We start from the raw sequence: 17,132 nt of genomic DNA, 5'->3' as shown, positions 1-17,132 counted from the left end.
ACAGGACCAATCCCGTCAGATTGGTCCGGCGATGGAACCAATTCCTCTTCCCCTCGACGACCTTGTCGCCCGCCTCGGCCGCTGGTCGGCCGGCCGTGGTCCGCTGTACCTGCTCCTCGCCGCCCGCCTCCGGCAGCTGATCGACGACGGGTTGCTGACCGCCGGCACCCTGCTGCCGCCCGACCGGCGGCTCGCCGCCGCGCTCGCGGTCGGCCGGACCACGGTCGTGACGGCGTACGACACCCTGCGCCAGGAGGGGCGCCTGGTGCGGCGCCAGGGCAGCGGAACACGCGTCGCGCGGGCCGCGATTCCGCCGGGTCCCCGCGTGCGCGAGACGTCCAACCCGCTCTTCCTCCACCTGCTGGAGGCGCCGGACGGCGTGATCCTGCTGAGCTGCGCGGCACCGTTGGGCCTGACGCCCGAAGTGACGCAGGCGTACCGGACGATGACCCTGCCGGACGGTGATCTGGGCTACCACCCGGCCGGGCTGCCGGCACTGCGGACGGCGATCGCGGCGCGGTACGCCCGGCGAGGTGTTCCCACCGGTCCGGAGCAGATCCTGGTCACCACCGGCGCCCAGCAAGCACTGGCGCTGCTGATCCGGCTGCTGGTCGCACCCGGCGACGGGGTGCTGATCGAGTCGCCGACGTACCCGGGGGCGCTCGACCTGCTCAGGGAGGCGGCGGCGATACCGCACCCGGTGGCCGTGGGGCCGGACGGCATCGACGTGACAGAGGCGATCAGGGTGATGGACCGCCACCGCCCCGCCTTCGCCTACGTCATCCCCCGCTTCCACAACCCGACCGGCACCGTGCTGCCGCCCCTGCCCGGGCGCCGCCTCGTCGAGGCAGCCAACAGCCTGGGAGTGCCTCTCGTCGACGACGAGGTGCTCGCCGACCTCGCGTTCGACCCCGCACCGGCGCCGCCGCCCCTGTCCTCCTACGGCGAGGTCATCGGCGTCGGATCGCTCAGCAAGGTCGTGTGGGGCGGGCTGCGCATCGGCTGGGTGCGCGGCCCCGCGGCACTGATCTCCCGGCTGGCCCGGCTCAAGGCCATCCACGACCTGGGCAGTGACGTGCCGGCGCAACTGGTGGCGACCCGCCTGCTGGACGCCTACGAACCGCTCACGGACTCACGGGTACGGACCCTGCGCGCCGCCCACGACCACCTCCGGGCCGAACTGGCCCGCCTGCTGCCGTCCTGGACCTGCCCACCGGCCACAGGCGGCCAGACCCTCTGGGTGCACCTCCCGTACGGTGACGGCGTCGCCTTCACCCAAGTCGCGCTCCGCCACGGGGTGGCAGTCCTGCCCGGAGCCACGATGGACACGCTCGGCGGCAGTACCGCACGCCTGCGCCTGCACTTCCTCCAGGACCCCGACGTCCTGTCGGAGGCGGCACGACGGCTAGCCACGGCCTGGCACGAGTACGCACCGGACGACACCGCACCGAGCGCCACCGCACCCAGTGCCACCACACCCAGCGCCATCACACCGAGCAGTCCAAGGCCGGAGCCGGCCCCAGCGGCTCTGAACGCGATCACCCTCTGAACGCCCGGCCCCCAGCGCCCCCGCCCCGGCCTCACCTAGAAAGGGTCCCAGGCGCTGAAACCCGCGGCCGGCTCGGGCCACGGGACCAGCGCGGGACGCGGCGCCCGCAGCAGCGCCACGGCCTCCTCGACCCGGCCCAGCTCCACCAGCAGCGGACCAAGGACGCGCCGGTGGTTCAGGCGGTCCGCGTCCAGGAGCGCGACGGCCTCCTCCGGGCGCCCGGCACCGGCCAGCAGACCGGCCAGGCTCTGCACCGCGTACGGGCTCGCGCCCTCCGGATGCGCGCGGGCCTCCTCCACCGCCTCGTCGAGTCGCCCGCAGGCCGCCATGAGCGGGCCCCGGAGCCGGAACAACTCCCACTCCTCCCGGCCCCGCCGGTCCTTGAGGGCGTCCAGGTACGCGAGTCCCTCCTCGGCGCGGCCCGCAGCGGCGAACAGACCACACAGCACGTCGAGCATCCAGTCGTCGGCGCTCCCGCCTTCCGCCCGCAGCACGTCGATGGCCTCACCACCCCGCCCGTGCCGGGCGAGCAGGTGCGCCAGCAGCGCGAGCGCGTGTCCGCCATGGTCCTCCGCATGCCGTCGATACACCTCGACCGCGCCGTCCACGTCACCCTGGGCCTCCAGCACCCGCACCAGACGTTCGACGGCTGCCGGACGGCCCTCACCCGTCGCGTAAGCACGCAGCTCGTCGATCCGGCCGTGCCGCACGAGCAGTTCGGCCAGCGGGTCGCGGTTGTCGACCGGTACGGAGCCGTGCGTGCGCAGCACCGCGATCGCCTCATCCGTCCGGCCCTGCCTCTCGTGTACCGATGCCAGCAGGTGCACGGCGTTGAACGGCTCCCGGGACCGTCCGCCGCACTCCGGGCCGCCGCACCGGGGACACGGGCGCTCGGGGTCGAGCCGGGCCGCCAGCAGTGCCGTGAGCTCCTCGCCCCGGCCCAGCCCGAGGCCCACCTCGACCAAGGCCTCGGCGAGCAGCCAGTCCGCGACGTGGGGCAGCAGCAGCGCGTAAGCCTCCTCACCCCGCCCGTGCCGGGCGAGCACCATCGCGAGGTCGCGCAGCGCGCACCGCTCCCCGTCTTCCGCGAAGGGCCGGGCGAGGGTGATGGCTTCCTCGCCCCGGCCCCCCTCGTCCAACAGCCGGACAGCCTCCGCGGCCGCCGTCCACCAGCCGGTGTCGACGTACGGGGCCAGCACCCCGAGTGCCTCCTCCCGCTGGCCCCGGTCGGCCAGGAGGCGCGCCCAGGCGCGGGCGCAGAACCAGTCGCCGTCTTCCGCTACGGCCTGGGCGCGTACGACGTCGGCGTGACCGAGGGCGAGGAGGCGGTCGACGAGATCCGGCGGCACGCACTCGTCGTGCATGCGCGTCCGGCGGTCGAGTGTGGCGGCGTCCATCGCCGCACCCTAACGGCCGTTCCCGCACCGGGGCGGTGCCGGGTGGGGCTCCTACGCGCTCGGCGGCGTCCAGCGCGTCCGTCGGCCGGTCAAGCGGTCCAGCCCACGCCCGTATGCACACCACCCCGAACCCCCGTCGTACGCCGGGCGTAGGCTGTGGATCATGCCCGACGACTCCCCGCTCCTCCAGAGTCTGCGTACCGCCGTCGCCGCCGCACCCACCGACGTACCCCTGCGACTGCACCTCGCCCAACTCCTGCTGGACGCGGGCCGGTCAGACGAAGCCGTCGCCGAGGCGGCCGCGGCCCTCCAGCACGCGCCGGGCGACGCCCAGGCCCGGGACCTGATGGCCCGGGCGATGGGCACCCCGGCGGCACCGGCCGCATCGGCGGCGCCGGCGGCACCGGAGGCATCGGCGGCACCAGCGGCACCAGCGGCATCGGCGGCGCCGGTCGCACCGGGCACACCGGCCTCGCCGTCGGCACCGGCGCCGACGCGACAACCGCCGCACCGGCGGCCCGGGTTCGACTGGAAGGCCGCCGAGCAGCAGGTCGGGGACGTCGTGCCGCCGCGCTTCGTCGAGACGCCGGTCCGCGCGGACGGGCAGGACGACCCCGGGGACGCCGACGCGTGGGACGTGGAGGGGCCCGGCACCGTACGGCTGGCCGACGTCGGCGGCATGCAGGGCGTGAAGGACCGCCTGGAGGCCGCCTTCCTCGCCCCGCTGCGCAACCCGGAACTGCGCAGGCTGTACGGCAAGAGCCTGCGCGGCGGCCTGTTGCTGTACGGTCCGCCCGGCTGCGGCAAGACGTTCATCGCGCGGGCCGTCGCCGGGGAACTCGGCGCCGCGTTCCTGTCGGTTTCGATCAACGACGTGCTCGACATGTGGATGGGCAACTCCGAGCGCAACATGCACGAGGTCTTCGAGACCGCCCGCCGCCAGGCGCCCTGCGTGATCTTCCTGGACGAGCTCGACGCCCTCGGCGCCAAGCGCAGCCGCACCGCGCACAGCGGCATGCGCAACACCGTCAACCAGTTGCTCACCGAACTCGACGGCATCGACTCGGCGGCCAACGAGGGCGTGTTCGTGCTCGCCGCCACCAACGTCCCCTGGGACGTCGACCTCGCCCTGCGCCGCCCCGGCCGCCTGGACCGGACGATCCTCGTCCTGCCGCCGGACGCCGCCGCGCGTGAGGCGATCCTCCGCTACCACCTGCGGGACCGGCCCATCGAGAACATCGACCTGGGCAAGCTCGTCAAGGCCACCGACGGCCTGTCCGGCGCGGACCTGGCCCATGTCTGCGAGGCGGCCGCGGAGCGGGCGCTGCTGGACTCGGCGCGCACCGGAACCGTCCGCATGATCGGCATGAAGGACCTGCTGGCCGCCGCGAAGGAGGTCGTCCCGTCCGCCGAGCCGTGGTTCGCCTCCGCGCGGAACGTGGCCATGTTCGCCAACCAGGGCGGCATGTACGACGACCTGGTCACCTACCTGAAGAAGAGGCGCAAGCTGTGACCACGGCCGTACACCCCGCCGTGGAGCGGGCCGACCTGCTCATCGACCTCAAGCGGTACGACGAGGCCAGGGACCTGCTGGCCCGCCGGCTCGCGGAGGACCCGGAGGACGTACGGGCCTGGGTCAAGCTCGCCCGCAGCCACCTGTGCGACGAGAAGGACGGCGCCAAGGCCCTGGAGGCGACGGAGCGGGCGCTGGCGCTCGACCCCGAGGACATCGGGGCGCTCGTCATGCACGCGCACGCCCTGCGGGAAGCGCGCCGCTTCCCGGAGACCGAGGGTGTGCTGCGCGAGGTGATCCGCCTCGCCCCCGACTACTGGTACGGCTACGCCCTGCTCGCCAACTGGCTCTGGCGCGTCAAGTCGTTCCGCGCCGGCCAGGCCAACGGCGGCGAGATCCCGCGCGAGGCGTATCTGGCCGCCCTGCGGGAGTCCGGCGACCTGGCCCGGGAGGCCATCCGGCTGGGGCCTGAGGAGGTGTACGCCTACGAGGTGGCGTGGTCGATCGCCGACCTGGCGGGCGACCGGAACGCCGCCGACCAGCTCGACGAGGCCATCCTCCGCCTCGACCCGCAGCACGAGGAAGCCCTGGAACGGTGGACGAAGAGGACGGCGGCGGCCCCCGGCGTCAAGGCGGCGGAGGCCGCCACCCTGTACGCCGACGCCCTGGCCTCCGCCCCCGACTCGGCGCCGATGCGGCGCGGCCTGGACGAGGCCTCCTACCGCCTGCTGCGCGGCGTCCGCTGGCTGGCCCTGCTCTGCCTGGCCCTCGCCGCCGTGGGCGTCGACCTGTTCGCCACCCAGGGCGAGACCCGGCGCGAGCTCCCCCTGCCGCTCGGCCAGCGGCTCTGGGACCTCGTCCCGATGGCCGTCATCTGGGCCCTGGGCGCCCTGCTGCGGTACCGCCGCCTCCGCGCCGGTATCCGGGTCAACCTGCGCTCCCTCGTACGGCGTCGCGCGTGGCCCCGGATCGTCCTGGGCCAGGCGGCGTGGGCCATGCTCTGCGCGCTGCTGATCACCCAGATCCCCTGGACGGACCGTACGGTCCCGCACGTGCTGTTCTGGGCCGGCCTGGTCCCCGCGGCGGCGACGATGTGGTTCGACCGGAAGAAGACCGGCTGACGCGAACGAGCGGGCGCACTCCGCGACCGGCAGGCCGTACAGCCCGCTGTTCCGACATACGTCCAGGGGTACGGCGTTCACCGCGAGCGCCTGGCTCCCCTAGGACACTGTGGAGTCATGACCGGCTCCACGACCACCGTGCACGGCGTCCGCTCCTCCTCGCGGAAGGAGTCCGCCGACCCGGTGCGGGAGTTCATCACCGCCACCAGGGGCGGCCGCCCCCCAATCCGTCGGAGAGGCGGGCGGGGTACGCGTTCGGGCCACCTCGGCTCCGGCCCGAAGAGAGTCGTGCTGCACAACCTGTCCGGACCGCCCCGACGGCCCCAGGAATTCCCCACGGTGCACCACTCCGGCCCAGCAGGGTGCGCACGCACTCGGCTTGGAACAAGCAGCACGACAGCTCGGCCACCGAGGTGGGACGCGCCCGAGGCGTAGCGATGCGATGCACACCAGGCAAGCCGCCCGCCCCCTCCCTCGCGCCGAAGTGAAGGACGCACTCTCATGAGCACAGACGCTTTTCGCCCCACCGTCGGCGCCGTGGTACTGACCATGAACGACCGGCCCGAGGAATTCCCCCGCGCCATGGACTCCCTCCTCGCCCAGGAGGGCATCGACCTCGACGTGGTGGTCGTGGGCAACGGCTGCACACCGCGCCAGGTTCCACCAGGCGTGCGTACCGTCGCACTGGAGGAGAACGTCGGCATCCCCGAGGGACGCAACGTCGGGGCAGCCAACGTCAACGGCGACTACCTCTTCTTCTTCGACAACGACGCCCACATCCCCGACCCCGACGCGCTCGCCCGGCTCGCCGCCGAGTTCCGACGCGTCCCGCGGGCGGCGTACGTGCAACCCCGCATCGCCGACCCGGACACCGGCGTGACGCTGCGCCGCTGGATCCCGCGCCTGCGCGCATCGAATCCCGCCGAGCCCGGTGTCGTCACCGTCATGGCGGAAGGCGTCGTCATGATCCGGCGCTCGGCCTTCGAAGCGGCCGGCGGCTGGCCGGGGCACTTCTTCCTCTTCCACGAGGGCATCGACCTGGCCTGGCGGCTGTGGGACCACGGGGGCCTCGGGCTGTACCGGCCGGAGGTCGTCGTCCACCACCCGGCGACCGACCCGGCCCGCCACGACAGCTTCCACAGGCTCAACGCCCGCAACCGAGTGTGGCTGGCCCGCCGTAACCTCCCGCGCCTGCTGATCCCCTTCAACCTCCTCACGTGGACCCTCCTCACCCTGTGGCGCGTGCGCGGCCACTCAGCGCGCCGGGCCTCGATCAAGGGCTTCACCGAGGGCCTCGGAGGAGGCCACGGAACACGGTCCCCCATGAGCTGGACGACGGCCATGCGACTCACCCGTGCGGGCAGGCCTCCTGTCTTCTGACTGCCTTCGCGTGCCGGAGGACGACCGGCGCATGCCCGTGGTGTCCCACGGCCGAGGCAGGGTGATCCGATCCGGCGCCAACCGCAGAGCTCAACGGCATCGTGCGGACGTTCCGCACGGCGCAGCGCCCGCGCCGAACGCCCTGACCACCATCGGTCAGCCCCAGGTGAGCGGGTCGAGATGGAGGTAGAAGCGCAGGCGGTCGTGGTCGAGGACGATGCCGTACCTCTCGGCGAACGCCATGTCCGCGGCCCGCGCCCGCTCCTCGTCCGCCCATGTCTCTCGCGCGTTGGCGAGCAGCAGCGCCAAGTCGGCGTAGCGGTCGGCCAGTCCGAGGCGGCCCAGGTCGATGAAGCCCGACACATCCAAGGTCTCCGGATCGAGGATGATGTTCGGCAGGCACAGGTCTCCGTGGCAGACGACCGTGTCGGCGGCTTCCTGCTCCCGCCGCCGTGGCACCTGTCGGGTGAGGCGGTCCAACAGCTCGGACGGGGGCGTGTGCTGCTGTTCGTCGGGCAGGAACTCCGGGTTGACGGCGTTACGGGCCACGACGTCGCGCGCCACAGCGACCATGCCGTCCAGGTCCCGGCGGAATGGGCACTGCGACACGAGCACCTCGTGCAGTCGGCGGACCGCGTCCGCGATGCGCTCCCAGGCGACCTGCAGATCCTCAGCGGGCACCTGATCAGCCGGTATCCCGGAGACGGCACTGGTCAGCAGGCAGGCGCCCGCGTCACCGGAGTGCCAGTCGAGCACTCGGGGACCGGGTACACCCTGACCGTTCAGCCAGGCGACCCGGTCACGCTCGGCCTCAAGGTCGGCTGCATCCGCGGCGGAAACGCATTTGGCATACCGGGTGGCGTCCCCGCTGCGAAAGACAGCGGCTCCCGACTCGCCCGTGGTGACGGCCACCCAGTCGCCGTCGTCGAGACCGAGGAACGCCGGGGATATGGCCTGAAGCCCGGGGTGATCGCTCATGACGGCCACCTTAACCAGCCCGCTACGGGCCTCGGGACCGCAACTTCCCGCAGGAACGCGCGTCTGCCCTGTAGAGCTGCAGGGCGGCAGTACGGCGGAGCCGCCATGGGCCGGGGCCTGCATGCGGCGCCGGGCGGCCCCGGCTAGGCCCTCACTTCCAGACGACCCCGAAAGGGCTGCACGGAACGATGACCTCCCTGTGCTGGGTCCGTAACGGCCAGATGGGACGCGGTCCGCGAACGCGCCGAGCGCGCAGAATTTTCCAGGGTCGGTCACATCGGCCGGTTCATGGCACCGCATACGGGGGATCACCATGCACGCTGCCGCTGCCCGCAAGAACGGGAAGAACTGGAAGAGCTACACGCTGGGGATAGTCGCCGTCGCCACGCTTCTGTCGACCACCGCCTGCGAGCCGGGTGGCACGGATCCTGGCACCGGCGGCACTTCGTCCGGCACTCCGAGCGCGACGGGTTCGGCGAAGCCGAGCCAGTCCAGCGTGAGCCCTTCCGCCGACCCCACTGCTCCGCCGAAGCCCACCGCCTCCGCTGAGCCGACCGCAGCCGTCCCCTGCAGCGACGAGAACGTCACCATCACCGCCACGGCCGAACCGCGCGACGAGCTCCGGCACCTACTCCTCACAGCCGTCAACAACGGCGACCGACCCTGCACGCTGTACCACCACCCGACCGTGACCTTCGAGAACGACAGCCTGCCGCCCGTCGTGCCGATGGAGTCCCCGACGCGGGGCCTCGCCACCATCGGCCCGAAGCAGAAGGCGTACGCGGGCCTGCTCCTGTACCGCGTGGAGGAGAAGGTGGCCACCGTCGAGACGCTGACCGTCGGCTTCCAGGGCCGCGTTCCCAACACCGAGGCAGGCAACCCGATCAGCGCCGAACTGCCCACCGGGGTGACGTTCTTCCACGTCGGCTCGAACCCACAGGTCACCCTCTGGAACAAGGACCTCAAGGCCGTCCAGAGGTACATGTTCGCAAGGTGACGGGCCGAACCGCACGAGGGCTCGACGAGCGGGCGGGCGGCGTTGGCGGCCGGCCATGCTGCGCTGTTCCGTCGGGTGTCCGAGGTCGGGCGTTTCAACCGTTGAGCCATCGGCGCAGGACGCGGCTGACTGCCGGCATGGCGGCGTAGGTCATCAGGACGTTGTAGACGCATGCGATGACGGCGCTGCCGACCGCCACGGGCAGCATCGTCAGGTGCGGCACGAGGACGTAACTGCCGAGCAGTGTGATCGGGTAGATCGCGAGGGTGGCGCTGATGGCCATTTTCCAGCGCGGGGGTGCGGGGCGCGTGGAGCCGGGCTTGGCGAACCATGTTTCCATGCCGGTCAACTCGCGCCGGGCGATTTCCGTGTGGCGGTGTCCCTCGCAGTTGGCGAACCATGCCGCGCGTTGTGGTGACTCCTGCCAGGCCCGGCACGCCTCCGCGTCACGGAAGCGGTGTACCAGGAACCAGGGGGCGCCGTCTCCGGAGGAGCGGAACAGCCCGTACCCGAGGTGTCCTGGGAAGCGGGACGCGGAGTCGAGGATTCCCTGTGCCCACTGCTCGAAGGCGGCTTCGTAGCCGGGTTCCACTTGGCGGGCTATCAGCAGGGTCACCTCCCCGGCATCGGCGGGGACGGCGGCGTGCTCAAGGCTCGGCGCAGACATTCGATGGTCCTCCTCGTCTCACGCCGCGCCCAGGGACACCTTACGGTGTCACCCCACCGCCCGGCCCGGCCGCCTGGGCTGCCCGGCCGGTGCGTCGCGTCACCGGGAGCCTCCGGGAGCCCCGGGAGGCGGCGACGGCGCACCGCACCGCGCGGGCTGCCACACCACTACGACGGCCGCCATCACGGCGTGGTCGGCGGGGCGAGCGGCAGCGCGCGCGAGGCCCACACCGGCTGTGCGGTGGTTTCCCTCGTTCATGGTCAGACCGGACGGTCGGCCGGTGCCGTGGCTACGGCCGCACAACCGCGCATGGTCTTGGTGACGATCAGGATCGCCGTCGCGCACGTGCGCTTTCTGCGCCGGTGCGATGGCGGTCCGGCGCCGGCACATGGAGGCTGTGCACGGGCCCGAGGACGCCGTTGGCAAAACGGCGCCCCTACGGCGCCGCCCCCGCCGGGCCGGTCCTGGTCGCCCGCGCGGGATGGGCGTACAGCTGGCTGGAGCGCGCGCAGCGCCTTGATCTGCCGGCCGCGGCAGGAAGCTGCCCGTGCCGGGTATCTCTTGCGGCGCGAGGTGCCGATCGTGGTTTCCTGGCCCGCATCGTCGGCATCGGGATGCATGGGCAGCAAGCTCAGCGCCCCAGGGCTCAGGATGAGGTGGCGGGCTGGTCGAGGTGCCGCATCGCTTCGCAGTGGGCGCTCATCCGGCAGCTCACGCTGCCGCTGGTGAACATGATCGCTCCGGCGAGGGAGACCGGCAGCGAAAGCCCCAGGACGGCCAGGGCCTCGGGCCAGTCTCGCTCGTGTTGACACCAGTCTCCGCGGCGCAGGCCGTCATTGGCGGTAGCCCGGTCAGTGAACAGACGTGACTCGCATTCGGCCGGGTACTGGTCGCCGGCGTCCGTGTCCGCCTCGTACGGCGTCATGAGCAGTACGGCGCACCACACCCACAACACCGTGGCCGCGGACAGCAGTCCGATGCCCCACGCCCGCACCCGCCTGGCCCGGTCGCGGAAGTCCAGGTCGTAGTCATGTGTTCGCATGCCGCCTGAAGCTAGCAGCACCCCTCAACGGTCGCGTGCCCGGGCAGCGGCACCCCGGAAAGGTCCGTCCCGGAGCCTTGCGCGACTGGTCGTTCCCCACATGCCGTCCCCTGATGTTCCCACCTGCGGCTCCTGTGGCCACGGGGTTCGCTGGCCGGGGCAAAACCGGGGCAAAAGGCGTCGCACGGCCTGTGACAGCGGGCGCGTGGCCGTCCGCCGCCCGGTGCGGGCGGTCGTTGCGGCGCGGCATGGTCGTGGTTCAGTCGTCGAGCAGCCGCCATGCTGTCAGCGCGAGCCCGGCCCGGATCGGATCGGTCCGGCGGGCTCGGTCAGCTCGATGCCCAGGATGTGGGCGATGGCGGCCACGTCGGCGTTGTCCCGCGCCCCCTCGTGCGGCACCTGCGCCAGGAGCACCAGCGCCCCCAGCGTGTCGTAGGGGACGACCGGTCGGCGCGGTGTGGGCTTGCTGCCAGGAGCGGGCGGGGCTTTCGGCGGCGCCGATGCTCGCGCGTACCCCTGCCGGAAGACACGTCGCGTCCACCGTGGTGGAGAGGAGGACGCCCACGTCGGCCAGGTGTGCCGCCTTCACCGGGCGGGCCGGGCAGCTCAGGCTGCCGATCCGGTCGAGCGGCAGCCGGGAGCGTACGGCGACGGCCCGTACCGGCAGGTCGGCGGCGAAGCCAAGCAGCCGCAGTGCACGCACTCGGGCCGCCTCGTCGCAGCCGGAGCTGATGACGACCTCGATCAGGGCGGGGTCGGCCATGGTGGTGCGGGCAGGGCCGTAGCGCTCGACGACCGCCGCGGCGGCCAGCGCGAGGCGGTCCAGCAGTACGTCGTCGAGCGGATTGGGCGCAGTGGGGGGCGCTCCAGCCACACCGTGCCGATCTCCTCCTCGTCCAGGATGATGGACGCCATACTCGACGCAGGTCCGGGCGGGCCGTCGGTTGCCTGCCGGCCATCGGGCGCCATGCGGATCACTCGCCCCGTGCCCGTGAGCGGCGCAGCAGGGTGTCGTAGAACATCACGACGCGGATCGCGCCTTCGACTTGCGTATCGAGCTGTGACAGCCGTACGACCAGTGACTCCATGGCCCGGCATAGGCGCCGATCGGCGCGCTGATCGCCCCGGAAGGGCGACGGTTGGCGGATGCCGGCGAGGGCGGCAGGCACGGAGGATGGCCGTCATAGATCCCGAACTCGAAGCGTTCATCGCACTGTTCCCCCTGCCGACCTGAAAGACTCCGCCGCCACCCGCGCGCAGCTCGCCGAACTCGCCGCCGCGGTGCCCCCGCCCGACACGACCGGCATGGACGTCGAGGACCGCACGGTGCCCGCCGAACTCTGCCCCAGCCGCGACAAGGACATCGACTAACTACGCGCTCGCCCTGCTGCGGGCCGGCGTGCCGGTCGAGCTGCACCAGTGGCCCGGTACCTGCCGGTCCTGCGGCGCGCCTTGGCCTAGAAGATCAATTCCAAGGGATGCCTGCGGAGGGTGTGGGGTGGGCCGCGGCCGAAGCCACCGCGAGACGGTCAGACGGCGGGCTGCCGACCCTGGTTGTCGAGGCGGCCGCGGGCGGTCAGGCGTCAGGGTCGACTTCGGGGTGCGTAAACCGCACGGGCTTGCCCAGCGACCGGGCGTAGGCGATCTCGGCTCGGGTGCTGTCTCCGATGTAGTCGCCGACTACGAGCACCTCATCGGCGAGCCGGATCTTCGCCCGGTGCAGATCGTCGAGTCGAACCTTCAGCGCCTTGGCCTCGACAGGATCGGACCAGAGTTCGTGTGGCGCCTTCATGTCGCAGCCCGGTTTGACGACGATCTTTCCGGCTTTGGTCTCCCGCAGATCGGCCTCGTTCATGTCGGTCATGAAGCGGGTGGAGCCGCAGATCGCGACGATGCGCGGGAGGTTCAACAGCTTCTTCGCGTGGGCGAGCTTCTCCTCGGGGGTGAACAGTTGCGGGTGTGACACCGGTTCCTCCTGGTGTGCGGTCCAAGGGGTGCCTGCGGAGACGTGGACAAGGGTGTCCAAGATCGTTTTATGGCAAACGACGTGGACACCCTCGCGGCAGCACCCTATGCGACGACCGACGACATGCTGGAGGAGCATCCCGCCCTGGCGCCGCGCTGCACAAAGCCGCCACCCACTGCGGCGTCTTCTGGGGCCACGACGGCACAGTTTGGGGAGCCGGAACGATGTCTCCGACCAGCACCGACGGCGAGCGGCAGATGCCTATCGCGATCAACCTCATCAGATGGAACAGGCCCGACCCCTCCGGCGGCCCGCAGCACCACCCCATCGACGACGCGCTCTCAGCCCTCTACCGGCAGGCAATGTGCGGGGCTACGCCCACCCGGACAAGAGGCCCGGCGCACCGCCCGTGCCCCGCCCGGCACACGCCCGCCGACCCCATCTGCCACCCGGCCAACAGCATTGGGCTGCACCGACAGGCGCCACAGCATCGAGTGGTTCGCCACGGGACGACGACTGGTGACCGTCCACGGGAGTCACAGCAGGTGGGACGCGATCCGCAGTGGCGCGGGGACACCGATGGCATATCGCGGACGGCCCGCACTCTCCTTCGCGTGAGTGCGGGCCGTCGCTGTTGCGGGTCAGCAGCTGGAAGCGGAGCTGATACGGATCTTGTCGACCACCCACGAGTTGAAGGTGGTGGTGGTGTTGGGCGGGGTGCACCAGGTCTTGCCGTTGGTGAAGTGCGTGTACACGACGTCGTCGCGGCGGGTGTTCACCATCGAGGTGGCGCCCTTGCTGGAACCGAGGTTCTGCCAGCTGCTGGTGACGTCCTTGAACTGGCCCGTCTTCGTGGAGCCCTTGTAGAAGCAGACGTACGGGTAGGGGCAGCTGGCGGCGGCTTGCGGGGCCGCCGAGGCCAGCGGGGCGAAGGCCAGGCTGGAGCCCACTGCCACGGCGGCTGAGCAGAGGGCGAGGCGTTTACGAATGTTCATCGGGTCGGTTTCCTTCCCGGTGTCACGGGCCGGGTCCCCCTGTTGGATCCCCCGAGTTGGCCCGCGGTGAGAGTGACGCGGCGCCGACGGTCACTCGGCGCCGCCCTGTTGCCGGCGTACAACCTACGGGCGGCACCAACGCCCCGCGTAGACGGTCCCCGGTCAAACTTCGGCGGCAAACGGTTCACGCCACAATCGCATCGAACGCTCTCCCACAGAGCGGCTGCCCGTCCCTGTGCCGTGGCGGGCCGGTGATGACCGACGCGATAGGACATGCTGACTGCGCGCTGCTGGAGCATCGACGAGGCCGCGCTACTGCGGGGCACCTTCGGTGAGTGAACACGTGAGTGAGTGGAGCGAGCATGGACATCGAGATCCAGCCGCACGTCGGCGTGGGCCCTTTCCGGTTCGGTATGCCCTTCGACGAGGCGATGGAGATTGGAGAAAGGCTGGGCCGGATCAGCAGTCAGCCCGGGCGCGAGCGACCGCCGGGGGTTTTCGTCGTCAATCTCGACGACTCCGCCTTTCAATTCGTCCTGTCATTCCCCGAAGGCGGGACACTGATCGGGGTGGAGCTGTGGCGTTTCCGCAAGGAAGACGCGAATATCCGGGCTGCTTTCGACGGATTGGATGTCTTTCGTATTCCCAGTGAGCAGCTGGTTGAACGGCTGCAGGGAAACGGGCACTCGCTGTCCTACGACGATGATTTCGGAACGTACGCCTTTCCCGAGCTCAAGATGTCCTTCGCCAACAACAGCTCCTACGCATACCCCGCCGACGAAGAGGGGTATCCGCTGTACTTCGACTATCTCCTGGTCACCACGAGGCCTGTTTCATGACGTGGCGTTCGGCGGCGGCAGCGCAACGGGAAGTCCATTGCGTCCCATGAACCCCCTACGTCGGCCGTCTCGCCGAGCACAGGGAGCACCTCCGTCGACGGTCTGGACGCGGTCCTGCGGAACCGAATCCGCTCGCACGCCATCTCTCCTACGAACGGCGAAAAGCGGGAAATATCACGTGACGGAATGAAGCATCTCCGTTTCGGAGCAGGCAAGACATTGGTCTGGTAATGGTGCCGGACGGGCCTGCGGAGCCGTACCGCGTCTTTGGGGCGACTTCTGCCTCTGCATGACGAGCGCACCCAACTCATCGCCGTCACTGACGCCCTCCATGGCCTCTGGGATACTGGAACAGGTTCAACCGCGAGGAGGGCGTCTTCTCGTCCGTGGACCAGAAGGCCGTCTGGACCGAGCGCATTCCGGTGAAGGAGAAGTGAGCCGATGCCCCGAGCACGTCTGCCGGCGGCCGCCGCCGTGCTGGCTCTGCTGACCTGCCTGCCGGGCTGTTCGTCGGCGTCCACCGCTGTCGAGGGCTGCATGGGGAAGCAGGCGGCCGGCGCGACCTCCGGGGAACTCGCCGGCACCTACCGGGGCGAGGGTGACGCGCAGGGCGTGACGCTCACCCTGAAGGCGTCGCAGAGCGAGCCGGGCAGTGGCACGGTCACCGTGCACGACTGGCCGACCGGAGACTGGTACCGGGACGAACTCGGCGAGTCCTTCGACGGGTCCGGCACCTGGTCCGTGGTGCAGGGCGGCACCTCGGCCACCGAGTTCGGGCACCTGTCCCTCTCCTTCACCGCACCGCACCGCTTTCTGGACGGGGACACCCTCGATTCCCTGTCGATCGCCGAGGGTGACGGACGCACCTATCTCTACGCGGAGGACGACCCGGACGTCTGCCCCGCTTTCCGGCTGCGGCTCCAGGGCGGCTGAGCCCGACGCCCCGCGCGGCAGCCGGCGAGGGTACCCCCGACCCCGCGGGGGCCCTCACCGGCTGGCGGTGCCGGAGGCGATACGTCAGGTGCGTACCAGCTCCCGGCCGATGTCGGGCAGGGCCCGGTCCCCGGTCCAGCGGCTGCGGCAGCCACCAACCCGGCTTGCGGAGCAGTGCCGGGACGACCGGGACCATGGACTGGGTGGAGCCGGCGAAGACGGTCCTCATGGTCACGGCCGCGGCCGTGACGACCCGAGCGCGTGCCGGAAGCCAGTCACCAGGGCCTGGCTCGGTTGCTCGCGGTGGACGCGAGCCTTACGGATCCGGATTGCGAGGAACACCTGGTAGTCCATGGCCGGCCGAGACCTGCCGACCGCCAGATCGGCATCATCGACATGACCGGTCCGGTTTCCTCGATGCCCATCAGGCCGGCCGGCTACCCGGGCTCACCGGCTTCGCGCTCCACCTGCTCCGGGACCTCGACACCGTGACCGCCGGCCTCACCCTGGGCTGGAGCTCGGGCAGCATCGAAGGCGCCGTGACGCAGCAAGAAGATCAAGAGGCAGCCCTACGGCCGAGCCGGATTCGGCCCCCTACGCAAGATGATCCTGCTGCAGTAGTCCGGAAGCAGACTCTTGCTGATGCGGCTCCGGCGGGCTAGAACTTCGTGTGATCACTTTTGTTTGTGCCGCCTGCGCCCGCCCTCTGACCAGGCCTGTGCAGCTGTCCGAGACGCTGGTCAGGCCCGAGTTCGACGGAGGGATCGGACCCGACGGGTACCGCCGGGCCCCGGCCACCATGCAGCAGGGGTTCTATGCTCTGGAGCCCGAGCCATGGGGCGCCCCGTTCCTTCCCACGGCCGAATGCGTCGCAGTATTTCCCGGAGGCCCGGCTGTTGCCGATCCCGACGGAGACGGATTCCTCACATCCGCAGGCCCCCGAAACACGATCGTTCTCCATCCCGACGACGCGCCGGACCTGCTGCCCGACCTTGAAGGGGACCACGGAGGCTGCTGCGGGCTGCATGGCCAGGGCGGGCTGAATCGACTGTGCCGTTGCGGCACTGCAGTGGGGACAGAGATCAGCGAGTGCTACACCGCGTACGAACTCCACCTCGACCCAGCACGGGTCCAAGCGCGAGACGCCACCATCGCCTGATCACTGTCGGAGTTCGTGGGACAGATCAAGAGGTACGGATCTGAGGCTCGGACCCTTCCGAATCCTCGAACACCACGATAACTCTCTGCGCTGGCAGGTGAACGAAGGCAGGCGGCTCGGGCATGCCGTGCCCTCTGACCAGCGTGGCCAGGGGGCGGAAAGCCGCCTGTGCTGGGTTGATTAAGGGCTGTCCCGTAACTGCTGGCCACGGGTGAGATGATCTTGTCGTGTCTGGTGTGATCACGGCGTCGGAGCCCTCCTGGATAGCCCCGTTCACCGGGCTGAGCCCACGCCAGTTCGGCAAGCTGATCACCGCGCTCCGGCGCGAGGGTGCGGACCCGGTGCGCAAGGGCCGGCCCTGGAGCCTGCCACTGGAGGACCGCGTGCTGCTGGTCGCCGCGTACTGGCGGGCCAACCTCACTCTGCGCCAACTGGCCCCGCTGTTCGGGGTGTCCAAGTCGGCCGCCGACCGCATCATCGACCACCTCGGACCGGCGCTCACGCTCCAGCCGCGCAAGCGGTTCCGCAAGAACACCGTGCTCATCGTGGACGGCACCCTGGTCCCCACCCGCGACCACACCATCGCCGAGCAGTCG

General features: G+C 70.9%; 15 protein-coding genes and 2 pseudogenes. 9 read left to right on the top strand and 8 right to left on the bottom strand.

Translation table 11 applies throughout. The features are described 5' to 3' along the window. The first annotated feature begins 31 nt into the window (after positions 1–31). Positions 32–1,549: a PLP-dependent aminotransferase family protein gene (locus AB0A69_RS22825; protein WP_361424884.1), complete on the top strand. Its 1,518-nt coding sequence runs from the start codon at positions 32–34 to the stop codon at positions 1,547–1,549. Positions 1,550–1,584: 35 nt separating this feature from the next. Here the strand turns inward: AB0A69_RS22825 and AB0A69_RS22820 are convergent, their stop codons facing one another. Continuing rightward, on the bottom strand, positions 1,585–2,946 hold the full coding sequence (locus AB0A69_RS22820; RefSeq protein WP_361424881.1) for a hypothetical protein: 1,362 nt from the start codon (positions 2,944–2,946) through the stop codon (positions 1,585–1,587). A gap of 163 nt (positions 2,947–3,109) precedes the next feature. On the opposite strand from AB0A69_RS22820, the gene AB0A69_RS22815 reads away from it, so the two are divergent. The 3 genes from AB0A69_RS22815 (at position 3,110) to AB0A69_RS22805 (ending at position 6,960) form a co-directional block, all read left to right on the top strand. Continuing rightward, on the top strand, positions 3,110–4,459 hold the full coding sequence (locus AB0A69_RS22815) for an ATP-binding protein (protein ID WP_361424878.1): 1,350 nt from the start codon (positions 3,110–3,112) through the stop codon (positions 4,457–4,459). Beyond that, positions 4,456–5,580, top strand: a complete 1,125-nt coding sequence (locus tag AB0A69_RS22810) for a tetratricopeptide repeat protein (protein WP_361424875.1) — start codon at positions 4,456–4,458, stop codon at positions 5,578–5,580. Before AB0A69_RS22815 ends, AB0A69_RS22810 begins: the two co-directional genes overlap by 4 nt. A 501-nt stretch (positions 5,581–6,081) precedes the next feature. Then, positions 6,082–6,960 (top strand): glycosyltransferase, encoded by an 879-nt coding sequence (locus tag AB0A69_RS22805; RefSeq protein WP_361424872.1) that lies wholly within the window; start codon positions 6,082–6,084, stop codon positions 6,958–6,960. 156 nt (positions 6,961–7,116) lie between these two features. On the opposite strand, the gene AB0A69_RS22800 is transcribed toward AB0A69_RS22805, so the two are convergent. Beyond that, complete coding sequence (locus tag AB0A69_RS22800; RefSeq protein ID WP_361424869.1) at positions 7,117–7,938, bottom strand: APH(3'') family aminoglycoside O-phosphotransferase; 822 nt, start codon at positions 7,936–7,938, stop codon at positions 7,117–7,119. 313 nt (positions 7,939–8,251) lie between these two features. Here AB0A69_RS22800 and AB0A69_RS22795 point away from each other — a divergent pair, with 313 nt between their 5' ends. Beyond that, positions 8,252–8,935: a DUF4232 domain-containing protein gene (locus AB0A69_RS22795; RefSeq protein ID WP_361424866.1), complete on the top strand. Its 684-nt coding sequence runs from the start codon at positions 8,252–8,254 to the stop codon at positions 8,933–8,935. 94 nt (positions 8,936–9,029) lie between these two features. Here AB0A69_RS22795 and AB0A69_RS22790 read toward each other — a convergent pair whose 3' ends face one another. The 4 genes from AB0A69_RS22790 to AB0A69_RS22775 form a co-directional block, all read right to left on the bottom strand. Further along, positions 9,030–9,602 carry an antibiotic biosynthesis monooxygenase gene (locus AB0A69_RS22790; RefSeq protein WP_361424863.1) on the bottom strand — a complete coding sequence of 191 codons (573 nt, stop codon included), beginning with the start codon at positions 9,600–9,602 and terminating at the stop codon, positions 9,030–9,032. Between the two features lie 646 nt (positions 9,603–10,248). Next, a complete protein-coding gene (locus tag AB0A69_RS22785) occupies positions 10,249–10,644 on the bottom strand; it encodes a hypothetical protein (protein WP_361424860.1) in 396 nt (131 codons plus the stop codon). Positions 10,645–10,903: 259 nt separating this feature from the next. Next, complete coding sequence (locus AB0A69_RS22780) at positions 10,904–11,518, bottom strand: hypothetical protein (protein ID WP_361424857.1); 615 nt, start codon at positions 11,516–11,518, stop codon at positions 10,904–10,906. 702 nt (positions 11,519–12,220) lie between these two features. Beyond that, positions 12,221–12,610 carry a hypothetical protein gene (locus AB0A69_RS22775; protein ID WP_361424854.1) on the bottom strand — a complete coding sequence of 130 codons (390 nt, stop codon included), beginning with the start codon at positions 12,608–12,610 and terminating at the stop codon, positions 12,221–12,223. Between the two features lie 185 nt (positions 12,611–12,795). Here AB0A69_RS22775 and AB0A69_RS22770 point away from each other — a divergent pair. Then, positions 12,796–12,981: pseudogene (locus AB0A69_RS22770) on the top strand (hydrolase); the annotation flags it as partial. A gap of 270 nt (positions 12,982–13,251) precedes the next feature. On the opposite strand, the gene AB0A69_RS22765 reads toward AB0A69_RS22770, so the two are convergent. Continuing rightward, positions 13,252–13,605 carry a hypothetical protein gene (locus AB0A69_RS22765; RefSeq protein ID WP_361424851.1) on the bottom strand — a complete coding sequence of 118 codons (354 nt, stop codon included), beginning with the start codon at positions 13,603–13,605 and terminating at the stop codon, positions 13,252–13,254. Positions 13,606–13,967: 362 nt separating this feature from the next. On the opposite strand from AB0A69_RS22765, the gene AB0A69_RS22760 reads away from it, so the two are divergent. Both AB0A69_RS22760 and AB0A69_RS22755 read left to right on the top strand, forming a co-directional pair. Continuing rightward, the gene (locus tag AB0A69_RS22760; protein WP_361424848.1) at positions 13,968–14,444 is read left to right on the top strand and encodes a hypothetical protein; all 477 of its coding nucleotides are present in this window, start codon (positions 13,968–13,970) and stop codon (positions 14,442–14,444) included. 441 nt (positions 14,445–14,885) lie between these two features. Then, complete coding sequence (locus tag AB0A69_RS22755; RefSeq protein WP_361424845.1) at positions 14,886–15,377, top strand: hypothetical protein; 492 nt, start codon at positions 14,886–14,888, stop codon at positions 15,375–15,377. 181 nt (positions 15,378–15,558) lie between these two features. On the opposite strand, the pseudogene AB0A69_RS22750 reads toward AB0A69_RS22755, so the two are convergent. Next, positions 15,559–15,811 (bottom strand): annotated as a pseudogene (locus AB0A69_RS22750) (MMPL family transporter); the annotation flags it as partial. Positions 15,812–16,763: 952 nt separating this feature from the next. Here AB0A69_RS22750 and AB0A69_RS22745 point away from each other — a divergent pair. Beyond that, positions 16,764–17,132, top strand: a 369-nt coding sequence (locus tag AB0A69_RS22745) for a transposase family protein (protein ID WP_361424842.1), incomplete at its 3' end; no start/stop codon positions are given.

Source organism: Streptomyces sp. NPDC045431 (assembly GCF_040646655.1).
In the GTDB taxonomy this organism is placed as follows: Bacteria; Actinomycetota; Actinomycetes; order Streptomycetales; family Streptomycetaceae; genus Streptomyces.
This window is presented reverse-complemented; position numbering and strand designations above follow the sequence as displayed.